This window comes from Streptomyces scopuliridis RB72, from assembly GCF_000718095.1.
Lineage (GTDB): Bacteria > Actinomycetota > Actinomycetes > Streptomycetales > Streptomycetaceae > Streptomyces > Streptomyces scopuliridis.
Genome location: NZ_JOEI01000018.1, coordinates 163,337 through 179,380 on the forward strand (window position 1 = coordinate 163,337; position 16,044 = coordinate 179,380).

13 protein-coding genes and 1 pseudogene are annotated in these 16,044 nt (G+C 71.4%); 10 read left to right on the top strand and 4 right to left on the bottom strand.

Translation table 11 applies throughout. From position 1 onward, the window contains the following. The first annotated feature begins 102 nt into the window (after window positions 1-102). From IF11_RS0123195 to IF11_RS0123210, 4 genes are all read left to right on the top strand, one after another. Window positions 103-1,626: a flavin monoamine oxidase family protein gene (locus IF11_RS0123195; protein ID WP_030353624.1), complete on the top strand. Its 1,524-nt coding sequence runs from the start codon at window positions 103-105 to the stop codon at window positions 1,624-1,626. A 108-nt stretch (window positions 1,627-1,734) separates the two neighbouring features. Then, window positions 1,735-2,679 carry a PAC2 family protein gene (locus IF11_RS0123200; RefSeq protein WP_030353625.1) on the top strand — a complete coding sequence of 315 codons (945 nt, stop codon included), beginning with the start codon at window positions 1,735-1,737 and terminating at the stop codon, window positions 2,677-2,679. Between the two features lie 167 nt (window positions 2,680-2,846). Beyond that, complete coding sequence (gene coaE / locus IF11_RS0123205) at window positions 2,847-3,452, top strand: dephospho-CoA kinase (RefSeq protein ID WP_030353626.1); 606 nt, start codon at window positions 2,847-2,849, stop codon at window positions 3,450-3,452. 78 nt (window positions 3,453-3,530) lie between these two features. Beyond that, window positions 3,531-3,908, top strand: coding sequence for a tetratricopeptide repeat protein (locus IF11_RS0123210; protein WP_030353627.1), 378 nt, complete (start codon window positions 3,531-3,533; stop codon window positions 3,906-3,908). Window positions 3,909-4,095: 187 nt separating this feature from the next. Here the strand turns inward: IF11_RS0123210 and IF11_RS0123215 are convergent. Continuing rightward, window positions 4,096-4,347, bottom strand: a pseudogene (locus IF11_RS0123215) (DUF6343 family protein); the annotation flags it as partial. Between the two features lie 166 nt (window positions 4,348-4,513). Between IF11_RS0123215 and IF11_RS0123220 the strand changes: the two are divergent. Then, window positions 4,514-4,951, top strand: a complete 438-nt coding sequence (locus IF11_RS0123220) for a DoxX family protein (RefSeq protein ID WP_030353629.1) — start codon at window positions 4,514-4,516, stop codon at window positions 4,949-4,951. A gap of 22 nt (window positions 4,952-4,973) precedes the next feature. Here IF11_RS0123220 and IF11_RS0123225 read toward each other — a convergent pair whose 3' ends face one another. After that, window positions 4,974-5,315 carry a hypothetical protein gene (locus IF11_RS0123225; RefSeq protein ID WP_030353630.1) on the bottom strand — a complete coding sequence of 114 codons (342 nt, stop codon included), beginning with the start codon at window positions 5,313-5,315 and terminating at the stop codon, window positions 4,974-4,976. Window positions 5,316-5,603: 288 nt separating this feature from the next. On the opposite strand from IF11_RS0123225, the gene IF11_RS0123230 reads away from it, so the two are divergent. The 3 genes from IF11_RS0123230 (at window position 5,604) to IF11_RS0123240 (ending at window position 11,112) form a co-directional block, all read left to right on the top strand. Continuing rightward, window positions 5,604-6,611 (top strand): slipin family protein, encoded by a 1,008-nt coding sequence (locus IF11_RS0123230; RefSeq protein WP_078490865.1) that lies wholly within the window; start codon window positions 5,604-5,606, stop codon window positions 6,609-6,611. Window positions 6,612-6,841: 230 nt separating this feature from the next. After that, the gene (locus tag IF11_RS0123235) at window positions 6,842-9,862 is read left to right on the top strand and encodes a DEAD/DEAH box helicase (RefSeq protein WP_240627946.1); all 3,021 of its coding nucleotides are present in this window, start codon (window positions 6,842-6,844) and stop codon (window positions 9,860-9,862) included. Continuing rightward, window positions 9,859-11,112: an SWIM zinc finger family protein gene (locus IF11_RS0123240; RefSeq protein ID WP_030353633.1), complete on the top strand. Its 1,254-nt coding sequence runs from the start codon at window positions 9,859-9,861 to the stop codon at window positions 11,110-11,112. The genes IF11_RS0123235 and IF11_RS0123240 overlap by 4 nt, the downstream gene beginning before the upstream one ends. A 191-nt stretch (window positions 11,113-11,303) precedes the next feature. Here IF11_RS0123240 and IF11_RS0123245 read toward each other — a convergent pair whose 3' ends face one another. Beyond that, the gene (locus IF11_RS0123245; protein WP_037728358.1) at window positions 11,304-12,434 is read right to left on the bottom strand and encodes a S1 family peptidase; all 1,131 of its coding nucleotides are present in this window, start codon (window positions 12,432-12,434) and stop codon (window positions 11,304-11,306) included. A 247-nt stretch (window positions 12,435-12,681) separates the two neighbouring features. On the opposite strand from IF11_RS0123245, the gene IF11_RS0123255 reads away from it, so the two are divergent. After that, window positions 12,682-14,004 (top strand): cytochrome P450 family protein, encoded by a 1,323-nt coding sequence (locus IF11_RS0123255; protein WP_030353635.1) that lies wholly within the window; start codon window positions 12,682-12,684, stop codon window positions 14,002-14,004. 22 nt (window positions 14,005-14,026) lie between these two features. Here IF11_RS0123255 and IF11_RS0123260 read toward each other — a convergent pair whose 3' ends face one another. After that, window positions 14,027-15,238, bottom strand: coding sequence for a pyridoxal phosphate-dependent aminotransferase (locus IF11_RS0123260; protein ID WP_030353636.1), 1,212 nt, complete (start codon window positions 15,236-15,238; stop codon window positions 14,027-14,029). A gap of 68 nt (window positions 15,239-15,306) precedes the next feature. Here IF11_RS0123260 and IF11_RS0123265 point away from each other — a divergent pair, with 68 nt between their 5' ends. Further along, window positions 15,307-15,987, top strand: coding sequence for a winged helix-turn-helix transcriptional regulator (locus IF11_RS0123265; RefSeq protein WP_030353637.1), 681 nt, complete (start codon window positions 15,307-15,309; stop codon window positions 15,985-15,987). Window positions 15,988-16,044: the final 57 nt, after the last annotated feature.

Genomic DNA, 16,044 nt, shown 5'->3' on the forward strand with positions numbered 1-16,044 from the left:
CGAAAGGGGAACCGGGACATGAGTCATGCGCCGAACACCACCGCGGGCACCAGTCGCCGCGGCTTTCTGCGACAGGTAGGCATCACCGGCGGAGCGGGAGCGATGCTCGCCACCATGGGGGCCCTCGGCCTCGCCCCCACCGCCGAGGCCGCCGGCCGTGAACCCGCGTTCAGCGCCCCCAGAACAGGGGACTTCACGCTCACGGGCAAGGGGGCGGCCAGGGTCGTCATCGTCGGCGGCGGCATCGCCGGTCTCGCCGTCGCGTACGAACTGGGCAAGGCGGGGTACGACTGTACGGTCCTGGAGGCCCGGGACCGCACCGGCGGACGCAACTTCACGGTCCGGGGCGGTGACACGAACCTCGATCTCTCCGGCAACCGCCAGACGGCACGCTTCAGTGACGGTCAGTATCTCAACGCGGGGCCGGCCCGGATTCCGCAGTGGATGGTCACCATGGACTACTGCCGCGAACTGGGCGTCCCGGTCGAGGTGTTCACGAACGTGAACGCGAGTGCCTATATCTACAACGAGAAGGCCGGTATGACGGCCCCCGTGCGCTACCGGACCGCCAAGGCCGATGTGTACGGCTATGTCTCCGAGTTGCTCGCCAAGGCCACCGACACGGGCGCGCTCGACGCCGAACTCTCCGCCGAGGACCGGGAGCGGCTCCTCGAATTCCTCAAGGGCTTCGGGGACATCGGCGGCACGCTCAGATACGAGGGGAGCGAGCGCCGCGGCTACCGCGTGGACCCGGCCGCGTCCGGCACACCCGGCGTCGAACTGGGCGCGGTGCCCTCCGCGTCCGAGGTCTTCGCCAGCGGCGTCGGCCGGTACTTCTCCTTCGAGTTCGGCTACGACCAGGCGATGCTGATGTTCCAGCCGGTCGGCGGCATGGACCGGATACCCGCCGCGCTGACCAGGGCGATAGGCGCGCATCGCATACGGACCGGCGCGGCCGTCCAGCGGATCACCGACACGGCGCATGGCGTGAGCGTCACGTACACGGAGCACGGCCGGGTCCGCACCCTGGACGCGGACTACTGCGTCGCCGCGCTGCCGCCCAACATCCTCGCCAGGACCGCGCACAATCTGGGCGCGGACGTACAGACGGCGCTGGAGGCGTGCAAGCCGTCGTCGGCCGGCAAGATCGGCCTCGAATACCGCAGCCGCTGGTGGGAGAGCGACCACCGGATCTACGGCGGAATCACCGAGACGGATCTCGATCTGGCCCATGTCTGGTACCCGTCGTACGGCCACCACGGCAGACGCGGACTGATCGTCGGCTACTACAACACGGGCGCCCAGGCCGACGCCTACGCCCGGCTCACACCGCGCGAGCGCGAGGCGCGGGCCGTGGCGCAGGGGGTGAAGATCCACGGCGAGAAGTACCGCACCGAACTGGCCTCGTCCTTCTCCCACCACTGGCGGCAAACCCCCTATCTGGAGGCTTCCTGGCACTCCCTGTCCGGCGGCCCGGACGCGCCCGTGTTCGACCCGCTCAACAAGCCCGCCGGACGTGTCTACTTCGCCGGTGACCATCTCTCGTACGCCGACGCCTGGCAGCACGGCGCCTTCACCTCGGCGCGCAAGGTGGTCACGGCCCTGCACGCGCGCGTTCTCACCTGACGATCAGCGCGGTTCGGGCCCGTTCGCGGGGTTAGTCCCACGGGGCGCGGGGAATGCCCGCGCCCTGTGGGGCGTTCTTCGTTATGAACACGAGGAGGAGCGGTAATCGTGCTTGATCCGCAGGGTTTGTACGAATGGGAGCCCAAGGGCCTCGCCGTCGTCGACATGGCACTGGCGCAGGAGTCGGCGGGCTTGGTCATGCTGTACCACTTCGACGGCTATATCGACGCGGGGGAGACCGGCGACCAGATCGTCGAGAACCTGCTGGAGTCGCTGCCCCACCAGGTGGTGGCCCGTTTCGACCACGACAGGCTGGTCGACTACCGCGCACGGCGACCGCTGCTGACCTTCCGGCGTGACCGCTGGGCCGACTACGAGACGCCGACGCTCGACGTACGGCTCGTCCAGGACGCCACCGGCGCGCCGTTCCTGCTGCTGTCCGGCCCCGAGCCGGATGTGGAGTGGGAGCGCTTCGCGACGGCCGTACGGCAGATCGTGGAGCGCCTCGGGGTGCGTCTTTCGGTCAACTTCCACGGCATCCCGATGGGCGTTCCGCATACCCGCCCCGTGGGCGTGACCCCGCACGGCAACCGCACCGACCTCATGCCCGGTCACCGCAGCCCCTTCGACGAGGCGCAGGTCCCGGGCAGCGCCGAGTCGCTGGTCGAGTACCGGCTGATGCAGGCGGACCATGACGTGCTCGGTGTCGCCGCGCACGTACCGCACTATGTCGCCAGGTCCTCGTACCCCGACGCGGCGCTGACCGCCCTGGAGGCGATCACGGCCGCGACCGGCCTGGTGCTGCCGAGCGTCGCGCACTCGCTCCGTACGGAGGCACAGCGCACCCAGACCGAGATCGAGCGGCAGCTCGGCGAGGGGGACGAAGAACTGGTCACGATGGTGCAGGGGCTTGAGCACCAGTACGACGCGATCGCGGGCGCGGAGACCCGCGGCAATCTGGTCGCCGAGCCCGCGGAACTGCCGTCCGCCGATGAGATCGGCCGCGAGTTCGAGAAGTTCCTCGCGGAGCGGGAAGGCGAGGGCGGCGCGTAACCGGGCCTCGACCGGGTGCTCGGCCGGCTTGAGGCAGGGGCGCGGCGGCCGTACGGACTCCCTCGGGAGCCGTACGGCCGCTCGCTGTTGAGGCGCCCGTCGTTGAGGCAGACGCCCGTCGTTGAGGCGCCGGTCCCGTCCAGACGCGGCCCGTTTAGGCTGACCGCATGCTGAGGTTGGGACTCACGGGCGGAATCGGTGCGGGAAAGAGCGAGGTCTCGCGCCTGCTGACCAGTTACGGAGCGGTGCTGATCGACTCCGACCGGATCGCGCGCGAAGTGGTCGAGCCGGGGACGCCGGGTCTGGCGGCCGTGGTGGCCGAGTTCGGACCGGAGGTACTGACTCCGGACGGCGGTCTCGACCGGCCGAAACTCGGCGGGATCGTCTTCGCCGATCCGGACCGGCTGCGGGCCCTGAACGCGATCGTGCACCCGCTGGTCCGCGCACGCTCGGCCGAACTGGAGACGGCGGCGGGGCCGGACTCGATCGTGGTGCACGATGTGCCGCTGCTCGTCGAGAACGGCATGACAGGGCTGTACGACCTGGTCGTCGTCGTGGACGCCTCGCCCGAGACCCAGCTCGACCGGCTCGTACGGCTGCGCGGAATGGCCGAATCCGAGGCCCGCAAGCGCATGGCGGCCCAGGCCACCCGCGAGCGCCGCCGCGCCGCCGCGGATGTTGTGATCGACAACGATGGTCCGCTGGAGCAGCTGGAACCGCAGGTCAGACGCGTATGGCAGACGCTGAGAGACCGCGCCGCGACCGGGAGCTGACCGCCGGCGCGGGCGGATGTGAGGAATAGCGTCGTCATACACGGCGTTGAATGCGCGCAGCTAGGGAAGGATGCGACCGTGCCCGAGAGTCCGGAAACCCACGTCATCGACTATCGCGCGGCGGAGCAACTCCTGGCCGCGCGTGATCCGCGCGGGGCCGTGAAGCTGCTCGACTCGGTGATCGCGGCCCATCCGGAGAACACCGCGGCCCGGCTGCTGCGCGCCCGCGCGTTCTTCGCCGCCGCCCAACTGCGGCCCGCCGAGCTCGAATTCGAGCTGGTGCTGGAGCGGGAGCCGGACAACGCGTTCGCCCATTTCGCGCTGGCCCGTACCTATGAGCGCTCAGGACGGCCCGAGCAGGCGAAACGCCACTTCAGGCTGGCGGCGGCGCTGGATCCCAAGCCGGAGTATGTGAAGGCGGCCCAGTTCGACGCGGACCGGCGCGCCGCCGACTGACCGCACGGCTCGCGCGGGGCCGGTCAGGCCAGTCGCGGGTCGGGGTCGGTCATGGGCCGTGTCCGTGCGCGCTGCGATGGCGGGTACGGCCACCGCGCTGCGCCGGGTCCGGCTCGCGCATCCACTCGCGTACACGGCTGCCGAGATCATGGTCGAGACTCCGCTCGCGATCCAGGTCCGAGCCATGGCGCCCCGGCTCGTACGGCGGGACGTCCCTCCCCGGCTGATAGCGCGACCCCTGCCGGAGGTGCCGCAGGACCAGCACCAGATCCGTGGCGATGATCAGCATCAGCACGCCGCAGGCGAGTGCCCACCCGAAGCGCCCGGCGCTCGCGAACGCCGACGTACCGAAGGCCGTCCAGATCAGGCCCCATACGCTCAGCCAGAACCGCATCCGCAGCGGACTGCGCGCGGTGACCGGCTCACTTCCGGTGCGCATGATTCGCTCACCTCCCATACGCCCCACCAACCCCCTACCCGTGTTCGCGGCTTTTGACCCCTTGTGGCAGAGGGGCGCGGAACTCATCGGACGGGGCCGATGAGTTCCGGGAGGCCGGCCCGTCTGTCTCCGTGAAAGCGCCCACGCTCAACGGAGGAGAACGAGCATGTCCGACGCGTCCACCACCCCTGCCGCCGCTGTTTCGGAGAGCCCGCGTCCGTCGCGCCGGGCGCATCTCACGGCGCGCGTGCTCCAGATCGTGCTGGCGCTGTTCTTCGGGATCGCGAGCGCCGCGCCGAAGCTCATCGGCCACTCGTCCGCCAAGGAGTCCTTCGACGCGATCGGCTTCGGCGACTGGTTCATGTATCTGACGGGAGCGCTGGAGCTGGCCGGTGCCATAGCGCTGGTGATACCGATCCTGTCCGGTGTGTCGGCGCTGGCGCTGATCGGTCTGATGATCGGGGCCCTGATCGCCCAGCTGACCGCGTTCGGCGGGCAGAACGCGCTCACGCCCGTGGTGCTGATCGTGCCGCTGGCGGTGATTGCCCGGGTCCGGCGGAACCACACGGCGGAGCTGTCCGCGCGGATCCGCGGGCGTGGGTAGCGCCGGGGTTCGCGCCAGGGCGTCAGTGCACGATGGTGTAGCTGCGCCACGGCCCTTCGCCGGGGGCGATCACATCGGACAGCGTGGTGGCGATGTACGTCGTGCCCTTGCCCGTGCAGTCGGGCGTCCCGTACATCACGAAGTCGATCAGGGTGCGGTTCGCGAGCGAGACGGCACCGCCCGGCGCGAGGCGGTGGCAGCCCGTGACCACGGGGTTGGAGACCTGGATGTGCCGGCCGCGCGGGGTGTCGTACGTAACGGTCCCCACCGCGGTCCGGCCGAGGCCGGAGCAGCCGGCGACGGCGACGGTCAGGAACGCGGCCCCGGCAGCGATGCCGAGGCGCCGGTGATGGGTCACGGACATGAGCGGGTCCTCGTCTGTGCGGAGTGCTCGGCCACGGGGGTGCGGATGCCCGGCGCGGGTACCGGTGTGGGTTCCGTGTGGTGGGGGCGTGCGGGTGAGCCTGCTGGTCACACTGCCGGATCCCCGGGACGGCGGCACCCGATGTGCGGCCGGCCGGGCTATCCGGCCGGGCTGTCCGGTCCCGCGCCTACGCACCGGTATCTCCCTGCCGCACGCTCCTCGACCACTGGTCATACAAGGCATACCGTGGTTATTAGCACCTCGTCCGGCGTCGTCAGGGGGCCCAAGATGGTCGAGGAACTGGTAATCGCTGTCATAGCGGCGGTATGCGCGTGCGGGCTGTACGCGATGGCGGCCGCGCGGGTCATCAGGCAGTACGAACGGGGCGTCGTCTTCCGCCTCGGCCAGCTGCAGGGAGCGATCCGAGGACCCGGATTCACGACGATCGTTCCGTTCGTGGACAAACTGCACAAAGTCAATATGCAGATCGTGACGATGCCGGTGCCGGCCCAGGACGGCATCACGCGGGACAACGTGACCGTGCGCGTGGACGCCGTGATCTATTTCAAGGTGGTCGACGCGGCGGACGCGCTGGTCCAGGTCGAGGACTACCGGTTCGCGGTGTCGCAGATGGCGCAGACGTCTCTGCGGTCGATCATCGGTAAGAGTGATCTGGACGATCTGCTGTCCAACCGGGAGAAGCTGAATCAGGGCCTGGAGCTGATGATCGACAGCCCGGCGATCGGCTGGGGCGTGCAGATCGACCGCGTCGAGATCAAGGATGTCTCGCTGCCGGAGACCATGAAGCGGTCGATGGCCCGCCAGGCGGAGGCCGACCGTGAGCGCCGCGCCCGGGTGATCAACGCGGACGCGGAGCTGCAGGCGTCGAAGAAGCTCGCCGAGGCGGCCAAGCAGATGTCCGGCCAGCCCGCCGCGCTTCAGCTGCGGCTGTTGCAGACGGTCGTGGCGGTCGCGGCCGAGAAGAACTCGACGCTCGTCCTGCCCTTCCCCGTCGAACTGCTCCGCTTCCTCGAACGCGCCACACCGGCCGAGGCGGTACAGGCCGTGCAGGCGGTTTCGGAAGCAGTGGAGGCGGCCCCGTCGCCCCCCGCCGATGAGCCCGCCGCCCCTGCTTCCGCTCCCGCGGTCACACCGGAGGCGACCGCCGTCGAACCCGGCGCACCCGACCTCACCACGCCCGACCTCACCACGCGGCCCAAGGTGTCGTCCGTACCCACGTCGGCACCGCCACTGGACGAGAAGCCGCAGAAGCGGCAGGACGCGCAGCCCGTCTGAGTCCGTTCCCCGCCGTCCGTGCCGTAGCGTCCGTCGGCACTCGGAGCCGGACGATCCCGCGGTCGAGCACTGCGGGGTCGTCCTTTCCGCTGCCCGCCCCCGGGCCACCCGCTGAGCTGCGGAAACGTCGTATCGAGATCGACTGTCAGACCCCCGGCCTAGACTCGCAGAGGAATCAGATCCTGAGGTGATCCCGGGCTGGGAGGGAGTCGGTGACCGTGGCGCAATCCGTGCATACCCACACCGCTCTGTCCGCGCATGCCGCGACGGCGGCCCTGGCCCGCTGCGCCGCCGTCTTCCTGCCCGCCGGACTGCCGCGCGAGGGGCGGGTCGCCTTCTGGTCCCCGGACGGGGAGCTGCCCGCCGGTGCCCTCGGCGAAGCCGGGACGGCGCCGGGCGCGCCCGGGCTCGGGCCGGGGGAGCTGACGGTCGTACGGCGTCGGGGCGATGGCGGGGACAGAAGCGATGGCGGCGACGGTGTCCATACGCGCACCGTCCCCGCCATGCTGCTGTCCGTCGCCGACGCGATCCCGCTGCTGGTACGCGCCCGGCGTGACCGGACAGCGCATCCCGCCGCCGCGTGCTGGGGCGCCGCCTCGCTGCACGCACTCCAGCTCGCCGGGCGCGGCAGACTGCTGCCCGGTCTCACCGCGTCCGACCACGACGCCTGGCGCGCCGGCCCGCTCGACGCCGATGACATCGCGCAGCTGAGAGCCATCGCCGCGGCCATGCCCCCCGAGGCCCACGCCGTACCGGTCCCGGATCTGAGCCCGCTCCAGCTGCCCGACCCGGAAGCGCTGGTACGGGCGTTCCTCGACGCGGTGGCGGATTCCCTGCCGCGTACGCCCGCCGCCGCCTACGCGGCGGGCGCGCCGTTCGCCGCCCGGGAGGCACAGCATCTGCCGGGCGCCCGGACCTGGGCCGCGGAGGCGGCGGCCGGTATGGACGCGGGGGTACGGGTCTCGCTGCGCCTCGACCTCTCCGCGTACGACCTCTTCGATCAGGAGGGGACGGACCCGGCCGCGGGTAGGGAGACGGATTCCGGCCGGGCGGAAGCTCGCCCAGGGGCGGGCGCGGACATCGGCCCCGGCGCCGAGGAGGCCCAGGTGACCCGGCGGGCCGGGGCCGCCCTCGTCCAGATCCACAGCCTGGCCGACCCGACCCTGGTCATCGACGCCTCGGGGCTCTGGGCGGGCCACGGCGACGAGAGCTTCGGCCCGCGCGCCCGGATCGACGCGATGCTCGCCCTGCGCCGCGCGGCCCGCGTCTGGACCCCGCTGGCCCGGCTGCTGGAGCGGGACGTCCCCGACGCGCTGCCGCTCTCCGAGGACGAGCTGTACGAACTGCTCGGCCCGGGGGCGGCCCGCCTCGCCGCCGCGGGGGTCGCCGTCCACTGGCCGAGGGAGCTGGCCCGTACGCTCACCGCCGCCGCGGTCGTCCGCCCCGCGCCCGGCTCGGCCACGGACGGCACGCCCTTCTTCGACAGCGCGGAACTGCTCAAGTTCAACTGGCAGTTGGCGCTCGACGGCGATCCCCTCAGCGAGCGGGAGATGGACGCGCTCGCCGAGTCGCACCGGCCGATCGTGCGGCTGCGCGATCAGTGGGTGGTCGTCGACCCGGCCCTCGTACGGAAGGCGCGCAAGCGGGAGCTGGGCCTGCTGGAGCCGGTCGACGCGCTCGCCGTCGCCCTGACCGGCACCGCCGAGGTGGACGGCGAGACGGTGGAAGCGGTCCCGACCGGTGCGCTGGCCGCGCTGCGCGACCGTCTTATCAACGGCCCGGCCGCGATCGCCCAGCCGCCCGCCCTCACCGCCACCCTGCGCGACTACCAGCTGCGCGGTCTCGCCTGGCTGGACCTGATGACCTCACTCGGTCTCGGCGGCTGTCTCGCGGACGACATGGGCCTGGGCAAGACGGTCACGGTCATCGCCCTCCATCTGCACCGGGCCCGCACCGCCCCCACCCTTGTCGTCTGCCCCGCCTCCCTCCTGGGCAACTGGCAGCGCGAGATCACCCGCTTCGCGCCCGGCGTCCCCGTACACCGCTTCCACGGCGCCGGACGGACCCTGGCCGGGGCCCCGGCGGGCGGGGTTCCGGGCGGGTTCGTGCTCACCACGTACGGCACGATGCGCAGCAGCGCCGACGTGCTGGCCGGGCACGGCTGGGGGATGGTCGTCGCCGATGAGGCCCAGCATGTGAAGAACCCCTTCTCGTCCACGGCCAAGGCGCTCCGTACGATCCCGGCGCCCGCCAGGGTCGCGCTGACCGGCACGCCCGTCGAGAACAATCTGTCCGAGCTGTGGGCGCTGCTCAACTGGACCACCCCCGGACTGCTCGGCCCGCTCAAGGCGTTCCGTGCCCGTCACGCCCGGATCGTCGAGAACGTCGAGAACGCGAAGAGCGCCGACGTCAAGGACGCGGACAACGCGGAGGCGGTGGAGCGGCTGTCCCGGCTGGTCCGGCCGTTCCTGTTGCGCAGGAGGAAGTCCGACCCCGGGATCGTGCCCGAGCTGCCGCCCAAGACGGAGAGCGATCACCCCGTCGCGCTCACCCGCGAACAGGCATCGCTCTACGAGGCGGTCGTCCGCGAGACGATGGCCGCCATCGAGGCGGCCGAGGGCATCGCGCGCCGTGGCCTCGTCATGAAGCTGCTCACCGCCCTCAAACAGATCTGCAACCACCCCGCGCAGTATCTGAAGGAGGACACGGCCCGGCTCACCGGCCGTTCCGGCAAGCTCGCCCTCCTCGACGAACTGCTCGACACGATCCTCGCGGAGGACGGCTCCGTCCTTCTCTTCACCCAGTACGTGTCGATGGCGCGGCTGCTCTCCGCGCATCTCGCGGCGCGCGCCATCCCGTCCCAGCTCCTGCACGGCGGCACGCCCGTCGCCGAGCGCGAGCGCATGGTGGACCGGTTCCAGTCCGGCGAGGTCCCGGTCTTCGTCCTCTCCCTGAAGGCGGCGGGCACCGGTCTCAATCTGACCAGGGCCGGCCATGTCGTCCACTTCGACCGCTGGTGGAACCCGGCCGTGGAAGAACAGGCCACGGACCGCGCGTACCGCATCGGCCAGACCCAGCCCGTACAGGTCCACCGGCTGATCGCGGAGGGCACGGTCGAGGACAGGATCGCCGAGATGCTCTCGTCCAAGCGGGCGCTGGCCGACGCGGTCCTCGGCTCGGGCGAGGCGGCCCTGACCGAGCTGACCGACCGGGAGCTCGCGGATCTGGTCTCCCTGCGGAGGCTGTCATGACCCCCCGCCGCGCCCCCGCCCCGCGGCACGACGACCGCCGGCGTACGTTCCCCGCGCTGCCCCCGAGACCGGGCGCCGCAGGCGACTTCGCCACCACCTGGTGGGGCAACGCATGGGTGGAATCCATGGAGGACACCGCTCTCGACACGGCCCGCCTCCAGCGCGGCCGTGCCTACGCGGGCAGCGGCCATGTCGACGCGATCACCGTCACCCCCGGCCGGGTCATGGCGTACGTCCACGGTTCGAGGCCCCGCCCGTACCGCACGGAGATCCGCCTCCGTACCCTCGACGACACCGGCTGGGAGGATCTTCTCGACGCCGCGGCGGCCCGCCCCGACCACATCGCCGCCCTGCTCGACAAGGACATGCCGCACACCCTCGCGGCCTCGGCGGATCTCCTCCCCACCGGGGGCGATCTGACCCCCGACTGCTCCTGCCCCGACGACGGTTACCCGTGCAAGCACGCCGCCGCCCTCTGCTATCAGACGGCGCGACTCCTCGACGAGGACCCGTTCGTGCTGTTCCTGATGCGCGGTCGCGGCGAACACGAAGTGCTGGCCGATCTCACCCGGCGCAACGCCACGCGCTCGGCGGCCGAACGGACCACCGCCGCGCCGCCCATGCCCACGGTCGAGGCGCGCCTCGCCCTCGCGCCGCGTACGCGCCCGGTGCTTCCGCCGCCGTTCCCCGTCCCCGCGCAGCCGGGCCGCCCGCCCGTGTATCCGCACACCCCCGGCGCGCCCGATCCGCTCGCTCTCGACCTGCTCGCCACCGAAGCGGCGGCCCGCGCCCATACGTTCCTGACCACCGGCCTCGACCCCATCGGCGCCCTCACCCCCTGGCAGGACGCGGTACGGCTGGCCGCCGCCCACCCCGGCTCCGGGCTGACCGCCTCCACCCGCGCCCTCTACCGGGACCTGGCCACCGCACTCGACCGCACGCCCACCGACCTGGCCCGCGCCGTGGCGGCCTGGCGCCAGGGCGGCCTGGCGGGCCTGGCCGTACTGGAAGAGCCCTGGGACCCGCCCGCCGGCCCCTTCGACCGCGCCCGCCCCGCCCTGGTCGCCGCCGACTTCCCCCACTTCCGGCCCTGGCGCAACCGCCTCTCCACCGCGTCCCTCCAACTCCGCTTCGGCCGCGACGCGCTCTGGTACGGCTATGAGTCGGACCGGGACCGAGAGGACTGGTGGCCCCGGGGCACCCCCGACACCGACCCGGTGGGCGCCCTGACGGCACTGCTCGGCCGGTGACGCGGAGGGGTGATGTGTGGGGGCGACGCGGCGGGGACCGGGGGCTCGGTGCGCGGGAATGACGGAGGCCGGGAGCACGGGACGACCGCGCGGTACCGCTGCGCGCTCGCTCCGTACCCCCGGCCTCGTCAGCCGATGCGCCGGCCTGCCCCGAAGGTCCGATCTCCCCGCGGGTCAGGTGGAGTCGGCGGTCAGGCTGTGTGGAGCGTCAGGCCGTAACGGCCCAGGATCTCATTGATCGGCTGGTACCAGGTCTCGCCGCCGCTGCTGCAGTTGCCCCAGCCGCCCGAGGTCACGCCCTGGGCCTGGTCGCCGCTGATGAAGGAGCCGCCCGAGTCGCCGCCCTCGGCGCAGACGCTGGTCTTGGTCATCTGGTGGACGGCGCCCTGGCTGTAGTTGACGGTCTCGTTCTTGGCCAGGAGGTTGCCGCAGCGCCAGTGGGTCGTGGAGCCGGAGCGGCAGATCGAGGCACCGATCGGGGCCTCGTTGGAGCCGCGGACCAGCTGGTCGGAGACGGTGCCCCAGCCGAGGACCACCGGGACGGTCCACCAGCCGCTGCCGACGTTCACCCACGCGTAGTCGTTGTCGGGGAACGACGAGCCCTGGAAGTTGCCGATGTACGAGCCGTCCCAGCCGCTCACCGAGGCGCCCGCCTGGCCGCAGTGGCCGGCCGTGACAAAGCCGCCGTGTACGGAGAAGCCGATGGAACAGCGGACGTTGCCCGTGTAGTACGGGTCGCCGCCGACGGTGCCGGCGGCGAAGGTCTGGGGAGCCTTGGCGGTCTCCTTGACCGTGACAGGACCGGCCTGCCGGGCGCGGTCGAGGAAGTCACGGACATCGTTGTCGTTCTTCTGCGCCGCGACGACATTCACCACGACGCGGTTGGCCTTGGGGTCTACATGCCAGCTGCTGACACCGGCCGGCGCGGAGAGCGCGTCGATCCGCTCCTTGGCCGCGTCGAGCTGGCGCGCGCTGTGCTTGACGAGCTGTACGGTCGCGCCGGTCGCCCGTACGGCGTCGGCCTTCTGGGCACTGGTGACCGTGACGGTCAGCGTGCCGCTGTCCGGGTTGAACCAGGAGCCGCCGTACGAGGCTCCCGCCGCGCGCTTCGCCTTGCCCTCGACAGCCGTCGCTGTCTTCTCCGCGGCCAGCCGCGCCTTGGCCTGACTCTCCGTCAGGCCCAGATCCTTCTGCATGGCGGTGAGCAGACCGGCGGAGGCCGGGGCTTCGGAGGCGGAAGAGGGGGCCGCGGCGGCCGGTGCGAGCCCGGCGGCGGCCCAGGTGCCGAGGAGGAGGAGTGCGGACAGACCGGTGCGTATCACTGTCGTACGTCTCAAGGGATGTGGCCCTTCTGTGTTCCAGCATGGTGGGGGTGGAACAGCAGGCGACTGAGAGCGCTCTCAGGCGGTGCCAGCCGGAGCGTAGCCGAGGATCAAGAGCAGGTCCATGCCAAGCGGAAGGATCTGGTGAACCTGCCAGTGGGTGTCCTTGGTCATCTCGGCGCGGGGCACGGCCCACTCCCACGCGCCGTCAACAACCGTCCCTCGTACGGCTGTTTAGGATGGGATCATGGCAATCACGGCATCCGGCGCGTCACCGCGGTCGCTCTACGATCCGACGAGCGAGCTGCTGGCGGATCCGTACGAGGTCTACGCGCGGCTGCGCGAGACCGCGCCCGTACGGCGGATCGTCGGGCCCGACGGACGGCCCGCCTGGATCGTCACGCGATACGAGGATGTACGGCAGTCGCTCGCCGATCCCCGGCTCTCGCTCGACAAGCGCCGTGCGCTGCCCGGCGGTTACCAGGGCTTCGGGCTGCCGCCCGCCCTCGACGCCAACCTGCTCAACATGGATCCGCCGGACCACACCCGTATCCGGCGCTTCGTCGCGCGGGCGTTCACCGCGCGACGGATCGAGGAGCTGCGGAGGCCGGTCCGACGCACCGCCGACGAACTGCTCGACGCCCTCGAATCCGGCGGTCGCGAATCCGGCGGTCGCGAATCCGGCACGCTCGAATCCGGCACGCTCGAATCCGGCGGTCGCGCCGATCTGGTCGCCTCGTACGCCGCGCCGCTGCCCATCGTCGTCATCTGCGAACTGCTGGGCGTACCCCCGCGCGACCGGCGTGACTTCCGGGAGTGGACGGACGCCCTGATCGCCCCCGATCCCGCGCGGCCCGAGCGGATGAAGGCGGCGATCGCCGCCATGCTCGCCTTCTTCACCGAACTGCTCGCCCACAAGCGGGCCGAGCCCGGGGATGATCTGCTCTCCGCGCTGATCGCGGCGCGCGACGAGGGTGAAGAGGCCGGTGAAGAGGCCGGCGGCGAGGCGTCACATGGCGACGGCGGCGACCGCCTCAGTGAGGACGAGCTGATGTCGCTGGCCTTCCTCATCCTCTTCGCCGGGTACGAGAACACCGTCCAGCTCATCGGCAACTCCGTCCTCGCCCTGCTCCGGCACCCCGGGCAACTGGCGGCGCTCCGCGCGGAGCCCGGCAGGACGGCCGCGGCGGTCGGCGAGTTCGTACGGTACGAGGGGCCCGCGCTGCTGGCGATCCGGCGGTTCGCGGTCGAGGATCTGACGATCGGCGGGGTGACGGTGCCGGCGGGGGAGACCGTCATGCTGTCCCTCGCCGCCGCCAACCGCGACCCGCACCGCTTCGCCGACCCCGACCGGCTCGACCTCGACCGCGACACGGCGGGGCAGGTGGCCCTCGGGCACGGCATCCACTACTGCCTCGGCGCACCGCTCGCCCGGCTGGAGACCGAGATCGCGCTCAACGCGCTGCTGGAGCGCTTTCCGCGGCTGGCGCTCGACGTTCCGTACGAGGAGCTGCGATGGCGCCCCTCGACCCGCGCCCGGGGCCTGATCGCGCTGCCCGTACGGTTCTGAGCCGTAGGCCGAGGCCGGCGGGTCATTGTCGGTAGCCGCTCAGGAAGCGGCCGATCCGGCTGATGGCCGCGTCGAGATCGTCCGCGTACGGAAGCGTCAGGATCCGGAAGTGGTCGGGACGCGGCCAGTTGAACCCCGTCCCCTGTACCACCTGGATCTTCTCCCGCAGCAGCAGATCCAGCACGAACCGCTCGTCGTCGTGGATCTTGTGCACCTTGGGGTCCAGCCGGGGGAAGGCGTACAGCGCGCCCTTCGGCTTCACGCACGAGACCCCGGGGATCTCGTTGAGCTTCTCCCAGGCGCGGTCGCGCTGCTCGTACAGCCTGCCTCCCGGCGCGGTGAACTCCTTGATCGACTGCCGGCCGCCGAGCGCGGCCTGAATGGCGTACTGCGCGGGCGCGTTGGGGCAGAGCCGCATCGAGGCGAGCATCGTGAGGCCCTCAAGGTAGCTGCGGGCATGCTGCTTGGGGCCGGTGACGACGAGCCAGCCGGAGCGGAACCCCGCCACGCGGTACGTCTTCGAGAGCCCGCTGAAGGTGAGGACCACCAGATCGGGGGCGAGGGCCGCGGCGGTGTGGTGGACCGCGTCGTCGTAGACGATCTGGTCGTAGATCTCGTCCGCGAACACCATGAGCTGATGACGGCGGGCGAGATCGAGGATGCCTTCGACGATCTCGCGCGGATAGACCGCGCCGGTGGGGTTGTTGGGGTTGATGATCACGACGGCCTTCGTGCGGTCGGTGATCTTCGACGCCATGTCGTCCAGGTCCGGGTACCACTCCGCGGACTCGTCGCAGAGATAGTGCACGGGACGGCCGCCCGCCAACGTCGTCACGGCGGTCCAGAGCGGGAAGTCGGGGGCCGGGATCAGGACTTCGTCGCCGTCCTCCAGAAGCGCCTGGACGGCCATCGAGACCAGCTCCGAGACGCCGTTGCCGAGGAACACGTCATCGACCGTGACCTCGGGCAGCCCCATGGTCTGGTAGCGCTGGGCGACGGCGCGGCGCGCGGAGAGGACACCGCGCGAGTCCGTGTAGCCGTGTGCCCGCGGCAGCATCCGGATCATGTCCTGGAGGATCTCCTCCGGCGCCTCGAACCCGAAGAGCGCGGGGTTGCCGGTGTTGAGACGCAGGACGCTGTGGCCCGCCTCCTCCAGGGCGTCGGCGTGCTCGATCACCGGGCCGCGGATCTCGTAGCAGACCTCGCTGAGCTTGCTCGACTGCCGGAATTCCATGCGGTGGCCTCCCAGACCTTGTTGCGATACTTGGTTTTACCAAGTCCGAGCTTGGAAAGTCCAACAACATGTCTAGAATCCGTCACATGTCACGTCGCCGAAGCTACGACCAGTACTGCGCCACCGCCCGTGCCCTCGACTCCGTGGGCGACCGCTGGACCCTGCTGATCGTCCGGGAGCTGCTGGCGGGCCCCCGCCGGTACACCGATCTGCACGCCGATCTGCCGGGTGTCAGCACGGATGTGCTCGCCTCCCGGCTCAAGGACATGGAGCGCGATGATCTGGCCCTGCGCCGCAAGCTGCCGCCCCCGGCCGCGGCGTATGTGTACGAGCTGACGGAGCGGGGGCGGGGGCTGCTGCCGGTGCTCACGGCTCTGGCGGAGTGGGGCGCGCCGGCGCTGGAGGAGCGCAGGCCCACCGACGCCGTACGGGCGCACTGGTTCGCCGTGCCGCTGCTGCCGGTGCTGGACGGGCTGTCGGGCCCGGCAGGCTCGGGGCTGGGCGGCGGGACGGGGGAGGGTGTGGTGGAAGTCCGGCTGGACGAGGGGGCGTTCCATGTACGGCTCGGGGCGGGCGATCCGGTGTACGGCGACGGGCCGGCGGAGAGCCCGGACGCCCGCCTCGTGCTCGACGCCGACACCTGCCGTGAGCTGAGCGGGGGCGCGCTGACGGTGGGGGACGGGGTGCGGGACGGACGGATCGAGGTGTCGGGTGACGGCCCGCTGGCCAAGGTGTTGCGGGGGGAGTGAGCGGACGGGAGCCCGCCCTTGTGCCGCTGACGGTGACAGAAATAGCCTAATTCGTCA

Bases quoted from the DNA above. Each gene is read 5' to 3' on its own strand.
- coaE (WP_030353626.1), top strand. From the start codon at position 2,847: ATGCTGAGGTTGGGACTCACGGGCGGAATCGGTGCGGGAAAGAGCGAG.
- IF11_RS0123225 (WP_030353630.1), bottom strand. From the start codon at position 5,315: ATGTCCGTGACCCATCACCGGCGCCTCGGCATCGCTGCCGGGGCCGCG.
- IF11_RS0123195 (WP_030353624.1), top strand. From the start codon at position 103: ATGCTCGCCACCATGGGGGCCCTCGGCCTCGCCCCCACCGCCGAGGCC.
- IF11_RS0123265 (WP_030353637.1), top strand. From the start codon at position 15,307: ATGTCTAGAATCCGTCACATGTCACGTCGCCGAAGCTACGACCAGTAC.
- IF11_RS0123240 (WP_030353633.1), top strand. From the start codon at position 9,859: ATGACCCCCCGCCGCGCCCCCGCCCCGCGGCACGACGACCGCCGGCGT.
- IF11_RS0123220 (WP_030353629.1), top strand. From the start codon at position 4,514: ATGTCCGACGCGTCCACCACCCCTGCCGCCGCTGTTTCGGAGAGCCCG.
- IF11_RS0123260 (WP_030353636.1), bottom strand. From the start codon at position 15,238: ATGGAATTCCGGCAGTCGAGCAAGCTCAGCGAGGTCTGCTACGAGATC.
- IF11_RS0123255 (WP_030353635.1), top strand. From the start codon at position 12,682: ATGGCAATCACGGCATCCGGCGCGTCACCGCGGTCGCTCTACGATCCG.
- IF11_RS0123230 (WP_078490865.1), top strand. From the start codon at position 5,604: ATGGTCGAGGAACTGGTAATCGCTGTCATAGCGGCGGTATGCGCGTGC.